At 61.3% G+C, this 12,420-nt stretch carries 16 protein-coding genes; 14 read left to right on the forward strand and 2 right to left on the reverse strand.

Features of this window, described 5'->3' with window-relative positions:
- Positions 1 to 97: 97 nt before the first annotated feature.
- Genes pyrR through FFH90_RS28815 form a run of 3 tightly spaced genes read left to right on the forward strand, consistent with a single transcriptional unit; the run spans position 98 to position 2,901 of the window.
- Positions 98 to 601, forward strand: a complete 504-nt coding sequence (gene pyrR, locus FFH90_RS28805; protein WP_086944407.1) for a bifunctional pyr operon transcriptional regulator/uracil phosphoribosyltransferase PyrR — start codon at positions 98 to 100, stop codon at positions 599 to 601.
- A 27-nt stretch (positions 602 to 628) separates the two neighbouring features.
- Complete coding sequence (locus FFH90_RS28810) at positions 629 to 1,633, forward strand: aspartate carbamoyltransferase catalytic subunit (protein WP_007939362.1); 1,005 nt, start codon at positions 629 to 631, stop codon at positions 1,631 to 1,633.
- Positions 1,630 to 2,901 (forward strand): dihydroorotase, encoded by a 1,272-nt coding sequence (locus FFH90_RS28815; protein ID WP_018928710.1) that lies wholly within the window; start codon positions 1,630 to 1,632, stop codon positions 2,899 to 2,901. Before FFH90_RS28810 ends, FFH90_RS28815 begins: the two co-directional genes overlap by 4 nt.
- A 37-nt stretch (positions 2,902 to 2,938) precedes the next feature.
- On the opposite strand, the gene FFH90_RS28820 is transcribed toward FFH90_RS28815, so the two are convergent.
- Positions 2,939 to 3,370, reverse strand: a complete 432-nt coding sequence (locus FFH90_RS28820) for a TM2 domain-containing protein (protein WP_018928709.1) — start codon at positions 3,368 to 3,370, stop codon at positions 2,939 to 2,941.
- Between the two features lie 250 nt (positions 3,371 to 3,620).
- Between FFH90_RS28820 and FFH90_RS28825 the strand changes: the two genes are divergently transcribed.
- Positions 3,621 to 4,241, forward strand: coding sequence for a C40 family peptidase (locus FFH90_RS28825; RefSeq protein ID WP_018928708.1), 621 nt, complete (start codon positions 3,621 to 3,623; stop codon positions 4,239 to 4,241).
- Between the two features lie 155 nt (positions 4,242 to 4,396).
- Here the strand turns inward: FFH90_RS28825 and FFH90_RS28830 are convergent, their stop codons facing one another.
- On the reverse strand, positions 4,397 to 5,431 hold the full coding sequence (locus FFH90_RS28830; protein ID WP_018928707.1) for a type IV pilus twitching motility protein PilT: 1,035 nt from the start codon (positions 5,429 to 5,431) through the stop codon (positions 4,397 to 4,399).
- Positions 5,432 to 5,487: 56 nt separating this feature from the next.
- On the opposite strand from FFH90_RS28830, the gene FFH90_RS28835 reads away from it, so the two are divergent.
- From FFH90_RS28835 to FFH90_RS28880, 10 genes are all read left to right on the forward strand, one after another.
- A complete protein-coding gene (locus FFH90_RS28835) occupies positions 5,488 to 6,174 on the forward strand; it encodes a YggS family pyridoxal phosphate-dependent enzyme (protein ID WP_018928706.1) in 687 nt (228 codons plus the stop codon).
- A 34-nt stretch (positions 6,175 to 6,208) separates the two neighbouring features.
- Positions 6,209 to 7,027 (forward strand): pyrroline-5-carboxylate reductase, encoded by an 819-nt coding sequence (proC, locus tag FFH90_RS28840; protein ID WP_018928705.1) that lies wholly within the window; start codon positions 6,209 to 6,211, stop codon positions 7,025 to 7,027.
- A gap of 10 nt (positions 7,028 to 7,037) precedes the next feature.
- Positions 7,038 to 7,628: a YggT family protein gene (locus FFH90_RS28845; RefSeq protein WP_018928704.1), complete on the forward strand. Its 591-nt coding sequence runs from the start codon at positions 7,038 to 7,040 to the stop codon at positions 7,626 to 7,628.
- Positions 7,629 to 7,632: 4 nt separating this feature from the next.
- Entirely contained in the window at positions 7,633 to 7,926 is a 294-nt protein-coding gene (locus FFH90_RS28850; protein ID WP_018928703.1) for a DUF167 domain-containing protein, read from the forward strand.
- Between the two features lie 96 nt (positions 7,927 to 8,022).
- Positions 8,023 to 9,162 (forward strand): homoserine O-acetyltransferase, encoded by a 1,140-nt coding sequence (locus FFH90_RS28855; protein ID WP_018928702.1) that lies wholly within the window; start codon positions 8,023 to 8,025, stop codon positions 9,160 to 9,162.
- 7 nt (positions 9,163 to 9,169) lie between these two features.
- The gene (metW, locus tag FFH90_RS28860; protein ID WP_007939351.1) at positions 9,170 to 9,790 is read left to right on the forward strand and encodes a methionine biosynthesis protein MetW; all 621 of its coding nucleotides are present in this window, start codon (positions 9,170 to 9,172) and stop codon (positions 9,788 to 9,790) included.
- 26 nt (positions 9,791 to 9,816) lie between these two features.
- Positions 9,817 to 10,251, forward strand: a complete 435-nt coding sequence (locus tag FFH90_RS28865) for a DUF4426 domain-containing protein (RefSeq protein WP_138866442.1) — start codon at positions 9,817 to 9,819, stop codon at positions 10,249 to 10,251.
- Positions 10,248 to 10,844, forward strand: a complete 597-nt coding sequence (gene rdgB, locus FFH90_RS28870; protein ID WP_007939349.1) for an RdgB/HAM1 family non-canonical purine NTP pyrophosphatase — start codon at positions 10,248 to 10,250, stop codon at positions 10,842 to 10,844. The genes FFH90_RS28865 and rdgB overlap by 4 nt, the downstream gene beginning before the upstream one ends.
- Entirely contained in the window at positions 10,841 to 12,043 is a 1,203-nt protein-coding gene (gene hemW, locus FFH90_RS28875; RefSeq protein WP_138866443.1) for a radical SAM family heme chaperone HemW, read from the forward strand. Before rdgB ends, hemW begins: the two co-directional genes overlap by 4 nt.
- A gap of 9 nt (positions 12,044 to 12,052) precedes the next feature.
- On the forward strand, positions 12,053 to 12,376 hold the full coding sequence (locus FFH90_RS28880; RefSeq protein WP_018928699.1) for a DUF3392 domain-containing protein: 324 nt from the start codon (positions 12,053 to 12,055) through the stop codon (positions 12,374 to 12,376).
- The last annotated feature ends 44 nt before the right edge of the window (positions 12,377 to 12,420 follow it).

Consider the following 12,420-nt stretch of genomic DNA (forward strand, 5'->3'; position numbering starts at 1 on the left):
TCTGAAGAGTCGCTACGGCGACTCCCTTAGCTACAACCCGAGCCCTACCCACGCGCCATACCCACAAAGCGGGCTCGGGACCAAGAAGGAGCAAACCATGAGCCTGCCTAATCCCGCCGAACTGATCAGCCAGATGGCGATCCGTCTCAAGGCTTATCTGGAAAACCGTGGCATCAGCGAACCGCGTTACATCGGGATTCGGACCGGTGGCATCTGGGTCGCGCAGGCGTTGCTCAAGGAGTTGGGCAGCGACGCGCCGCTGGGCACCCTCGATGTGTCCTTCTACCGCGACGACTTCAGCCAGAGCGGCCTGCACCCGCAAGTACGCCCTTCGGCGCTGCCATTCGAGATCGAAGGCCAGCACCTGGTGCTGATCGACGACGTGTTGATGAGCGGTCGGACCATCCGCGCCGCGATGAACGAACTGTTCGACTACGGCCGCCCGGCCAGCGTGACGCTGGTGTGCCTGCTGGACCTGGACGCCGGTGAGCTGCCGATCCGCCCGAACGTGGTTGGCGCGACCCTGTCGCTGGCGGCCCACGAACGGGTGAAGCTGTCCGGTCCGGAACTCAAGCTCGAACTGCAAGACCTCGCCCTTTAATTCGCCCTATTGAGAGTCCCCCTCGCGATGACGCCTCTAGAAACCAAGCGCCCGCTGCAGCTCAATGATCAGGGCCAGCTGCGCCACTTCCTCTCGCTCGACGGTTTGCGCCGCGAGCTGCTGACGGAAATCCTCGACACCGCCGACTCGTTCCTCGAAGTCGGCGCCCGGGCGGTGAAGAAAGTCCCGTTGTTGCGCGGCAAGACCGTGTGCAACGTGTTTTTCGAGAACTCCACCCGCACCCGCACCACCTTTGAACTGGCGGCCCAGCGGCTGTCGGCCGACGTGATCACCCTGAACGTGTCCACGTCGTCGGCGAGCAAGGGCGAAACCCTGCTCGACACCCTGCGCAACCTCGAAGCCATGGCCGCCGACATGTTCGTCGTGCGTCACGGTGATTCTGGCGCGGCGCACTTCATTGCCGAACATGTCTGCCCGCAAGTGGCGATCATCAACGGTGGCGACGGCCGTCACGCGCACCCGACCCAGGGCATGCTCGACATGCTCACCATTCGTCGGCACAAGGGTGGCTTCGAAAACCTCTCGGTGGCCATCGTCGGCGACATCCTGCACTCGCGGGTGGCGCGCTCGAACATGCTGGCCCTGAAAACCCTCGGCTGCCCGGACATCCGCGTGATCGCGCCGAAAACCCTGCTGCCGATCGGCATCGAGCAATACGGTGTGAAGGTCTACACCGACATGACCGAAGGCCTGAAAGACGTCGACGTGGTGATCATGCTGCGCTTGCAGCGTGAGCGCATGACCGGCGGCCTGCTGCCGAGCGAAGGCGAGTTCTACCGCCTGTTCGGCCTGACCACCGCGCGCCTGGCCGGTGCCAAACCCGATGCCATCGTGATGCACCCTGGGCCGATCAACCGTGGGGTGGAAATTGAGTCGGCGGTGGCCGACGGTCCGCACTCGGTGATCCTCAACCAGGTGACCTACGGCATCGCGATTCGTATGGCCGTGCTGTCCATGGCCATGAGCGGGCAAACAGCCCAGCGCCAATTCGAGCAGGAGAACGCCCAGTGAAGCTCAGCATTCTCGGCGCACGCGTTATCGATCCGGCCAGCGGCCTGGATCAAGTGACTGACATCCATGTTGAAGCCTGCAAGATCGTCGCCCTTGGCGCCGCTCCGGCCGGTTTTGTTGCCGTCGACACCATCGACGCCAAGGGCCTGGTGGCCGCCCCGGGCCTGGTTGACCTGAACGTTGCCCTGCGCGAGCCGGGCTACAGCCGCAAAGGCTCGATCGCCAGCGAAACCCGCGCAGCTGCCGCCGGCGGCGTGACCAGCCTGTGCTGCCCGCCGAAAACCAAACCGGTGCTGGACACCTCGGCCGTGGCCGAATTGATCCTCGACCGTGCTCGTGAGGCCGGCAACACCAAAGTTTTCCCGATCGGCGCCCTGAGCAAAGGCCTGGACGGCGAGCAGCTGGCCGAACTGGTCGCCTTGCGCGATGCCGGCTGCGTGGCCTTCGGCAATGGCCTGGAGAGCTTCCGCAACACCCGCACCCTGTGCCGGGCGCTGGAATACGCGGCGACGTTCGACCTGACGGTGATTTTCAACTCGCAGGATCACGACTTGGCCGAAGGTGGCCTGGCCCATGAAGGCCCGACTGCAAGCTTCCTCGGTCTGCCGGGCATTCCGGAAACCGCCGAAACCGTGGCCCTGGCCCGGGATCTGCTGCTGGTCGAGCAAAGCGGCGTACGTGCGCACTTCAGCCAGCTCACCAGCGCGCGCGGCGTAGCGCTGATCGCTCAGGCCCAGGCTCGCGGGCTGAAGGTCACGGCGGATGTGGCGTTGTATCAACTGATCCTCACCGACGAAGCGCTGATCGACTTCAGCAGCCTCTATCACGTCCAGCCGCCGCTGCGCACCCGCGCCGACCGCGACGGCCTGCGGGCAGCGGTGAAGTCCGGTGTGGTATCCGCCATCTCCAGCCATCACCAGCCCCATGAGCGCGACGCCAAGCTGGCACCGTTCGGCGCGACCGAACCGGGCATCAGCAGCGTTGAACTGCTGCTGCCGCTGGCGATGACCTTGGTGGAAGACGGTTTGCTCGACCTGCCGACGCTGTTGGCACGCCTGAGTGCCGGCCCTGCCGAGGCGTTGCGCCTGCCGGCAGGGAAATTGGCAGTAGGTGGCGCGGCAGACATCGTGCTGTTTGACCCGACGGCCTCGACCGTGGCCGGTGAAACCTGGCTGTCCAAGGGCGAAAACTGCCCGTTCATTGGCCACAGCCTGCCGGGCGTGGTGCGTTATACCCTGGTGGATGGGCGGATCAGCCACCAGGCGTAAAACCCTGTGGCGAGGGAGCTTGCTCCCTCGCCACTACTTACTGGAAGGCGCCTCTGTTCTGCGCGTTACGAATTGAAATCTGATCGTTCAGCGTCCAGAAGTCATACAACACCCCCAGAAAGAACAACCCGCCCGTGACCAGGTACAGCAACCCGCTGATCCACTTCCCCTGATACATCCGGTGTACGCCGAATACCCCAAGGAACGTCAGCAGAATCCACGCGACGTTGTATTCGATGGGGCCGGCGGTAAAGCGCAGGTCTGCTTCACGATCCATGGCCGGAATCAGGAACACGTCGATCAACCAGCCAATACCCAGCAAGCCCAAGGTCAAAAACCAGATCGTCCCGGTCACCGGCTTGCCGTAATAGAAGCGGTGAGCCCCGGTAAAACCGAAAATCCACAGCAGGTAACCGATCACTTTGCTGTGCGTGTCTTGTTGTGAAACGGGTTGTCGATAGGTGTTCATGGATGACCTCGATTCACGCGATAGAGAAATATTCTTGAATTCTTTGTGACTTTTTTACAGGCAGCCGACATACGGCAAATGCTACCTTCACTTCCGTCAAAGCCCTGTACCGCCTGACTTGTGTCAGACAATTGCGTCCTTTTTCCGCTTATTTGGTTCCGTTGACCCCAAGGTTGAATCGACCAACGGCCTCGGAAGGGACAAAAAAGCTGTTATAAAGTTGCGCGCTAACCCATACGAGCCTTGCCTAATGCGTCCATTTTTCAAGACATGGCTAACCATTTGCCTATTATTGCCCCTGGCCGCCCACGCCACCAATCGTGAGCAACGTCTTCCGAACGTTAATGGTTACACCCCAAAATCCCATGTTTCTGCTCCTTCGAGCAAAAACCAACAGACGGTAAAACGCTCCACCCAACTGAGCCGCGCCAACGGCAAGCTGGTTCCGCCGATGGCGACCAAGGAAAGCAGCAACGTGTTGAGCCGCGCGGTAAACGTGCTCGGCACACCTTATCGTTGGGGTGGCAGCAGCCCAAGTAAAGGGTTCGATTGCAGCGGCCTGGTGAAATACGCGTTCAACGACGCCACCTTCGACCTGCCACGCACCTCCAATGCCATGGCCAGCGGTCACGGTGAGAAAGTCGATCGCAACGAACTGAAGCCAGGCGACCTGATCTTCTTCAACATCAAGAGCCGCCGGGTCAACCATGTGGCCATCTACCTGGGCAACGACCGCTTCATCCACGCACCACGCCGTGGCAAGTCGGTAAGCATCGACACCCTGAAGAAACCGTATTGGGATAACCACTACGTGGTTGCCAAGCGGGTTCTGCCGAAAGAACCGAATCAACTGCGCGTCGTACAGCGCTGATCCGATTGTGGCGAGGGGGCTTGCCCCCGTTGGGCCGCGGAGCGGCCCCAAAACCTGCCACCAAGCGTTACTAGAAAGACCGCATCGCCCGAGTTTGCGACTGCTTCGCAGCCGAACGGGGGCAAGCCCCCTCGCCACAGGTCGCGCTCCAACCCTCAAAAATTATCCGGCGACCGCGCCTTTTCCCGCGCATGCTCGCGACTGATCACACCCTTGGTCACCAGATCCTTCAGGCACATATCCAGCGTCTGCATCCCCAGCGACCCACCGGTCTGAATCGACGAGTACATCTGCGCCACCTTGTCTTCACGGATCAGGTTACGGATCGCCGAGGTGCCGAGCATGATTTCGTGGGCGGCAATCCGCCCACCGCCGATTTTCTTGATCAGTGTCTGGGACACCACCGCCAGCAACGACTCGGAGAGCATCGAGCGCACCATCGATTTCTCGTCACCCGGAAACACGTCCACCACCCGGTCGATGGTTTTCGCCGCCGAGGTGGTGTGTAGCGTGCCGAATACCAGGTGGCCGGTCTCGGCGGCGGTCAATGCCAGCCGAATAGTCTCCAGGTCACGCATTTCCCCCACCAGAATCACGTCCGGGTCTTCACGCAGGGCCGAGCGCAGGGCCGTGGCGAAGCTGCGGGTATCGCGATGGACTTCTCGCTGATTGATCAGGCATTTGCGCGATTCGTGGACGAACTCGATGGGGTCTTCGATGGTGAGGATGTGGTGATGGCGATGGTTGTTCAGGTAATCGATCATCGCCGCCAGCGTGGTGGACTTGCCGGAACCGGTCGGGCCGGTCACCAGCACCAGGCCCCGGGGCGCTTCGGTAATCTTGCGAAACACGTCCCCCATGCCCAGATCGTCCATGCTCAGGACCTTCGACGGAATGGTCCGGAACACCGCGCCCGCGCCACGATTCTGGTTGAAGGCATTGACCCGGAAACGCGCCACGCCGGGCACTTCGAAGGAAAAGTCGGTTTCAAGATGCTTCTCGAAGTCCACCCGCTGGAGGTCGTTCATGATGTCGTAGATCAGGTCATGCACTTCCTTGTGGTCCAGGGCCGGCAAGTTGATGCGTCGCACATCGCCATCGACACGGATCATCGGTGGCAGGCCGGCGGACAGGTGCAGGTCGGACGCGCCTTGTTTGGCGCTGAAAGCCAGCAGCTCAGTGATATCCATAGCGCTCCTCAATTCCAGTAGAATGCCGCGAACCTTCAGACCGCTGGCGCCTCTTGATGTCCACGATAGCAGACAACACTCTTCAGGTTAGTTCACGCATCCAGGCAGCAGCCAAAGCCGCCCACCGCGATGAGAACAGCATCCAGCTATTGGCCGTGAGCAAAACCAAGCCCGCCGAGGCCCTGCGTGAAGCCTATGCCGCCGGGATCCGCGACTTTGGCGAAAACTACCTGCAGGAAGCCTTGGGCAAACAGCTCGAATTGGCCGACCTGCCCTTGATCTGGCACTTCATCGGCCCCATTCAATCGAACAAGACTCGTGCTATCGCCGAGCATTTCGACTGGGTGCACTCCGTGGATCGTTTGAAAATCGCACAACGCCTGTCCGAACAGCGCCCTGCCGATTTGCCGCCCTTGAACATCTGCATCCAGGTCAACGTCAGTGGTGAAGCCAGCAAATCCGGCTGCACCCCGGCCGACCTGCCCGCCCTGGCCGATGCCATCAGTGCGCTGCCGCGTTTGAAATTGCGCGGGCTGATGGCGATTCCCGAGCCGACTGAAGATCGCGCCGCCCAGGACGCCGCCTTTGCTGCCGTGCAGAGCCTGCAAGCCAGCCTGAACCTGCCACTCGACACACTTTCCATGGGCATGAGCCACGACCTCGAGTCGGCCATCGCCCAGGGCGCCACTTGGGTCCGTATCGGTACGGCCCTGTTTGGCGCCCGCGATTACAGTCGACCATGAACATGGCTGACTCACCTCTCTATAAGGACCTGACATGAGCAAGACTCGTATTGCCTTTATCGGAGCCGGCAACATGGCCGCCAGCCTGATCGGCGGCCTGCGCGCCAAAGGTCTGGACGCCGCGCAGATCCGCGCCAGCGATCCGGGCGAAGAAACCCGTGCCCGCGTGAAAGCCGAACACGGCATCGAAGTGTTTGCCGACAACGCCCAAGCCATTGAGGGCGTGGACGTGGTCGTGCTGGCGGTCAAGCCACAGGCGATGAAAGCCGTTTGCGAAGCCATTCGCCCAAGCCTCAAGCCGAACCAGCTGGTGGTGTCGATTGCGGCCGGCATCACCTGCGCCAGCATGAACAACTGGCTGGGTGCCCAGCCGATCGTGCGCTGCATGCCCAACACCCCGGCGCTGGTGCGCCAGGGCGTGAGCGGTTTGTACGCCACGGCCCAAGTGAGCGCCGAGCAACGCCAGCAGGCGCAAGAGCTGCTGTCGGCAGTCGGCATCGCTTTGTGGCTGGACGAAGAACAGCAACTGGACGCGGTCACCGCCGTTTCCGGCTCTGGCCCTGCGTATTTCTTCCTGCTGATCGAAGCCATGACCGCCGCTGGCGTGAAGCTCGGCCTGCCACCCGAAATCGCTGCACAACTGACCGTGCAAACCGCGCTGGGCGCTGCACACATGGCAGTCGCCAGTGATGTCGACGCCGCTGAACTGCGTCGCCGCGTGACCTCGCCTGCGGGCACCACCGAAGCGGCGATCAAAGCGTTCCAGGCCGGCGGCTTCGAAGCCCTGGTGGAAAAAGCACTCGGCGCCGCCGCGCACCGCTCGGCCGAGATGGCCGAACAACTGGGCAAATAAGGAGCCTTACATGATTGGATTGAACACTGCAGCGATTTACGTGCTGCAAACCCTCGGCAGTTTGTACCTGCTGATCGTGCTGCTGCGTTTCGTGCTGCAACTGGTGCGCGCAAACTTCTACAACCCGCTGTGCCAGTTCGCCGTGAAAGCCACCCAGCCACTGCTCAAGCCACTGCGCCGGATCATCCCGAGCCTGTTCGGCCTGGACATGTCCTCGCTGGTGTTGGCAATCCTCGTGCAACTGGCGTTGATGGCCCTGACCCTGCTGCTGACCTTCGGCACCACCGGTAACCCGCTGCAATTGCTGATCTGGTCGCTGATCGGCGTAACGGCGCTGTTCCTGAATATCTTCTTCTATGCCCTGATCATCAGCGTGATCCTGTCCTGGGTCGCGCCGGGCAGCCACAACCCCGGCGCCGAGCTGGTGAACCAGATCTGCGAGCCGGCCCTGGCGCCGTTCCGCAAGATTCTGCCAAACCTCGGCGGCCTGGATATCTCGCCGATCCTGGCGTTCATGGTGCTCAAGCTGATCGACATGCTGGTGATCAACAACCTCGCAGCCTTGACCATGATGCCGCAGGTCCTGCGTCTGCTGATCTGATCCGGTGAGTTACTTTCGCTGGGACGGTGATGACCTGATTCTGGAATGTCACCTGCAACCTGCGGCCCGCAGCGATGATTTCTGCGGACTGCACGGTGATCGCCTGAAGATCCGCCTGACGGCGCCGCCGGTCGAGGGCAAGGCCAATGCGTACCTGATGGCGTTTCTGGCCAAGGCGTTCGGGGTTTCCAAGAGCCAGGTCAGCCTGATCAGCGGCGAGTTGAACCGGCAGAAGCGGGTGCGGATCTGTTCGCCGAAGAAGCTGCCGGATTTGCCGGATCTGGTGCGCCCGGCCTGACCTCAATGTGGCGAGGGAAAATCAGGCCCGGCCTTTGCTTGCCGCTAGCCACAGCGGTCTTTAGACTTACGCCTCATTTCAATGAGAGCAGGGTCGATGCCAGCTGCCTTCCCCCCCGATTCTGTTGGTCTGGTGACGCCGCAAGTGGCGCACTTCAGTGAACCCCTGGCCCTGGCCTGCGGTCGTTCGCTGCCCGCTTATGACCTGATCTATGAAACCTATGGCACGCTGAACGCCACGGCGAGCAATGCCGTGCTGATCTGCCATGCCTTGTCCGGTCACCATCACGCCGCCGGCTTCCACAGCCCCGACGACCGCAAACCCGGTTGGTGGGACAGCTGCATCGGCCCCGGCAAACCGATCGACACCCGCAAATTCTTCGTGGTCAGCCTGAACAACCTCGGCGGTTGCAACGGCTCCACCGGCCCCAGCAGCGTCAATCCGGAAACCGGCAAGCCGTTTGGCGCCGACTTCCCGGTACTGACCGTGGAAGACTGGGTGCACAGCCAGGCACGCCTTGCCGACCTGCTCGGCATCGGCCAATGGGCGGCGGTGATCGGCGGCAGTCTGGGCGGCATGCAGGCCTTGCAGTGGACCATCACCTATCCGGATCGCGTGCGGCACTGCCTGGCGATCGCCTCGGCACCGAAACTGTCGGCGCAGAACATCGCGTTCAACGAAGTCGCACGCCAGGCGATTCTTACCGACCCGGAGTTCCACGGCGGTTCATTCCAGGAATACGGGGTGATCCCCAAGCGCGGGCTGATGCTGGCGCGAATGGTCGGGCACATCACGTACCTGTCCGATGACTCCATGGGCGAAAAATTCGGCCGCGGTCTGAAGAGCGAAAAGCTCAACTACGACTTCCACAGTGTCGAGTTCCAGGTCGAAAGCTACCTGCGCTATCAAGGCGAGGAGTTTTCCGGACGTTTCGACGCCAACACCTACCTGCTGATGACCAAGGCGCTGGACTACTTCGACCCTGCGGCGAACTTCGACGATGACCTGGCGAAAACCTTCGAAGGCGCGAAAGCCAAGTTCTGCGTGATGTCCTTCACCACCGACTGGCGTTTCTCCCCTGCCCGCTCGCGGGAGCTGGTGGACGCGCTGATGGCGGCCAGGAAAGACGTCTGCTATCTGGAGATCGATGCTCCGCAAGGCCACGATGCCTTCCTGATTCCGATCCCGCGTTACTTGCAGGCCTTCAGCAATTACATGAACCGCATATCGCTTTGAGGAAGACATGAGAGCCGATCTGGAAATCATCCAGGAATGGATCCCCGCCGGCAGCCGCGTGCTCGACCTCGGCTGCGGTGACGGCGAGCTGCTGACCTGGCTGCGTGACCACAAGCAGGTCACCGGCTATGGCCTGGAAAACGACCCGGACAACATTGCCGAGTGCGTCGCCAAAGGCATCAACGTCATCGAGCAGGACCTGGACAAGGGCCTGGGCAACTTTGCCAGCAACAGTTTCGACATCGTGGTCATGACCCAGGCCCTGCAAGCCGTGCATTACCCGGACAAGATCCTCGACGAAATGCTGCGGGTCGGTCGCCAGTGCATCATCACCTTCCCCAACTTCGGCCACTGGCGCTGCCGCTGGTACCTGGCGAGCAAGGGCCGGATGCCGGTTTCGGAGTTTCTGCCGTACACCTGGTACAACACGCCAAACATTCACTTCTGCACCTTCGAAGACTTTGAAGCGCTGTGTCGCGAACGTGAAGCCAAGGTCATTGATCGACTTGCCGTGGATCAACAGCATCGACACGGGTGGGCCAGTAAGCTATGGCCTAATCTGTTAGGTGAGATCGGTATCTATCGCGTCAGCAGCCCCGGTCTGCCGGACCACAAGGTCGCGGTCTGAATCACGACACTTCGAGGAGAACGATCATGGGTCGTCTAGCGCTGTTTGTACTTACTGCCTGCCTGAGCGTCACCGCCATGGCCGCCGACGTCATCAAAAGCGAACGCCAGGAAACATTTGGCGATGTGACAGTGCACTACAACACCTTCAACTCGACCTTCCTGACACCGGACATTGCCAAAGCGGCTGAGCTGACTCGCAGTAAAACCCTGGGCGTGATCAACATTTCGGTACTCAAGGACGGCAAACCGCAAACCGCACAAGTCAGCGGGACGGTCAAAGACCTGACCAGCCAAAGCGTCCCATTGCAGTTCAAACAGATCACCGAAACCGGCGCGGTCTACTACATCGCCCAGTATCCGGTGCCACAGCAGGAAATCCGCACCTTTGAAATCAAGGTGCAGACCGGTGACAAAATCAACACCATCAATTTCAACCAAGAGCTCTTCCCCGGCGAATGATCAATTTCACGCAACTCGTACTGGCCAGCCATAACGCCGGCAAACTCAAGGAACTCCAGGCCATGCTGGGCGAATCGGTGCACTTGCGCTCGATCGGCGAGTTCAGCAGCGTCGAGCCTGAAGAAACCGGCCTGTCGTTCGTCGAAAACGCCATTCTCAAGGCCCGCAATGCCTCGCGCATTTCCGGCCTGCCGGCCTTGGCCGACGATTCGGGGCTGGCGGTGGATTTCCTCGGCGGTGCGCCGGGTATCTATTCGGCCCGTTATGCTGATGGCAAGGGCGATGCGGCGAACAACGCCAAACTGCTCGACGTCATGAAAGACGTGCCGCAAGCCGAGCGCGGCGCGCAATTCGTCTGCGTGTTGGCGCTGGTGCGTCATGCCGACGATCCGTTGCCAATCCTTTGCGAAGGCCTGTGGCATGGGCGCATCCTGACCCAGGCCAGCGGTGAGCACGGTTTTGGCTACGATCCGCTGTTCTGGGTGCCGGAGCGCGAGTGCTCCAGCGCCGAGCTTAAGCCCAGCGACAAGAACCAGATCAGTCACCGCGCCCGTGCAATGGATCTGCTGCGCCAGCGTCTGGGCTTGAAATGACCATTGAATCGTCCGCGTCGCCGCTGATCTTCGGCGGCGCGCAATCGCCTCGGGCCGCTTTGCCTGTGCTGCCGCCCTTGGCGCTGTACATCCACATCCCGTGGTGTGTACGCAAATGCCCTTATTGCGACTTCAACTCCCACACCGCTAGCCCGGTGCTGCCGGAACAAGAGTATGTGGACGCCTTGCTCGCCGACCTCGATCAGGACCTGCATGCGGTCTATGGCCGCGAACTGAGCTCGATCTTCTTTGGTGGCGGTACGCCGAGCCTGTTCAGCGCCGAGGCGTTGGGCCGTTTGCTCAAGGGTGTCGAGCAACGTATTCCGTTTGCCAGCGACATAGAAATCACCCTGGAAGCCAACCCAGGAACGTTCGAGCAGGAGAAATTCCGCGCTTACCGGGCGCTGGGCATCAATCGCCTGTCGATCGGTATCCAGAGCTTTCAGGAAGAAAAACTCAAGGCGCTGGGGCGGATCCACAACGGCGATGAAGCCGTGCGTGCCGCCGACATGGCGCGCCAGGCTGGCTTCGACAACTTCAATCTGGACCTGATGCACGGTTTGCCCGATCAGACGCTGGACGATGCCCTGAGCGACCTGCGCCAGGCCATCGCCCTGAAGCCGACGCACCTGTCCTGGTATCAGCTGACCCTGGAGCCGAACACGGTGTTCTGGAACCAGCCGCCGACGCTGCCGGAAGATGACGCCCTGTGGGACATTCAAGAGGCCGGCCAGGCGCTGTTGGCCGAACACGGTTACGCGCAGTACGAAGTCTCGGCCTATGCCCAGCCCGGCCGGCCAGCGCGGCATAACCTCAATTACTGGAGTTTCGGCGACTTCATCGGCATCGGCGCCGGTGCCCACGGCAAGCTCAGCCATCCGGACGGGCGCATCGTACGCACCTGGAAGACTCGCCTGCCGAAGGATTACCTCAATCCGGCCAAAAGCTTCAAGGCTGGCGAGAAAGCGCTGACCAACGAAGAACTGCCGTTCGAGTTCCTGATGAACGCCTTGCGCCTGACCGAGGGCGTCGAAGCGCGGTTGTATACGGAGCGCACCGGGCTGCCCCTGGAAAGCCTTGCCGAAGGCCGCCGAGAGGCCGAACAAAGTGGCTTGTTGCAGGTCGAACCGTCACGTCTGGCAGCCACGATGCGCGGACAACTCTTTCTCAATGACTTGCTGCAGACTTTTCTGACATAAGGAAATCGAATGGATCTGGTACTCGACCTGCTCGCCACCGTGTCCCGCTGGAGCCGTAGCAACCTGTCGGAAATCTCTCTGGCGCTGGTGGGCTGCCTGCTGGTGCTGTTTGGCGCCGACCTCAAGGGCTGGGTCGACCAACGCCTGGGCAGCATCGCCGGCGCCTTGCGCATCCCGCTGATGGCCCTGCTGTGCATGGTCGGCAGCGGCGTAGCACTGATCTATGCCACGCCATGGATCATCAAAGGCTTGAGCCAGTTCAACAACTACAGCCTGGCGCCGGTGTTGTTGGTGGTGCTGGTGTTGATCGGGGTTGTGGCAGACCGCCGCTGACTTCGAATAACACACAAAAAAATGTGGGAGCGGCGCACCGCCGC

This window comes from Pseudomonas sp. ATCC 43928, from assembly GCF_005938665.2.
Taxonomy (GTDB): Bacteria; Pseudomonadota; Gammaproteobacteria; order Pseudomonadales; family Pseudomonadaceae; genus Aquipseudomonas.

Excerpts from the sequence above, each read along its gene's own strand:
- pyrR (WP_086944407.1), top strand. The coding sequence starts at position 98 with ATGAGCCTGCCTAATCCCGCCGAACTGATCAGCCAGATGGCGATCCGT.
- FFH90_RS28810 (WP_007939362.1), top strand. The coding sequence starts at position 629 with ATGACGCCTCTAGAAACCAAGCGCCCGCTGCAGCTCAATGATCAGGGC.
- FFH90_RS28820 (WP_018928709.1), bottom strand. The coding sequence starts at position 3,370 with ATGAACACCTATCGACAACCCGTTTCACAACAAGACACGCACAGCAAA.
- FFH90_RS28825 (WP_018928708.1), top strand. The coding sequence starts at position 3,621 with ATGCGTCCATTTTTCAAGACATGGCTAACCATTTGCCTATTATTGCCC.
- FFH90_RS28830 (WP_018928707.1), bottom strand. The coding sequence starts at position 5,431 with ATGGATATCACTGAGCTGCTGGCTTTCAGCGCCAAACAAGGCGCGTCC.
- FFH90_RS28835 (WP_018928706.1), top strand. The coding sequence starts at position 5,488 with ATGTCCACGATAGCAGACAACACTCTTCAGGTTAGTTCACGCATCCAG.
- proC (WP_018928705.1), top strand. The coding sequence starts at position 6,209 with ATGAGCAAGACTCGTATTGCCTTTATCGGAGCCGGCAACATGGCCGCC.
- FFH90_RS28845 (WP_018928704.1), top strand. The coding sequence starts at position 7,038 with ATGATTGGATTGAACACTGCAGCGATTTACGTGCTGCAAACCCTCGGC.
- FFH90_RS28855 (WP_018928702.1), top strand. The coding sequence starts at position 8,023 with ATGCCAGCTGCCTTCCCCCCCGATTCTGTTGGTCTGGTGACGCCGCAA.
- metW (WP_007939351.1), top strand. The coding sequence starts at position 9,170 with ATGAGAGCCGATCTGGAAATCATCCAGGAATGGATCCCCGCCGGCAGC.
- FFH90_RS28865 (WP_138866442.1), top strand. The coding sequence starts at position 9,817 with ATGGGTCGTCTAGCGCTGTTTGTACTTACTGCCTGCCTGAGCGTCACC.
- rdgB (WP_007939349.1), top strand. The coding sequence starts at position 10,248 with ATGATCAATTTCACGCAACTCGTACTGGCCAGCCATAACGCCGGCAAA.
- hemW (WP_138866443.1), top strand. The coding sequence starts at position 10,841 with ATGACCATTGAATCGTCCGCGTCGCCGCTGATCTTCGGCGGCGCGCAA.
- FFH90_RS28880 (WP_018928699.1), top strand. The coding sequence starts at position 12,053 with ATGGATCTGGTACTCGACCTGCTCGCCACCGTGTCCCGCTGGAGCCGT.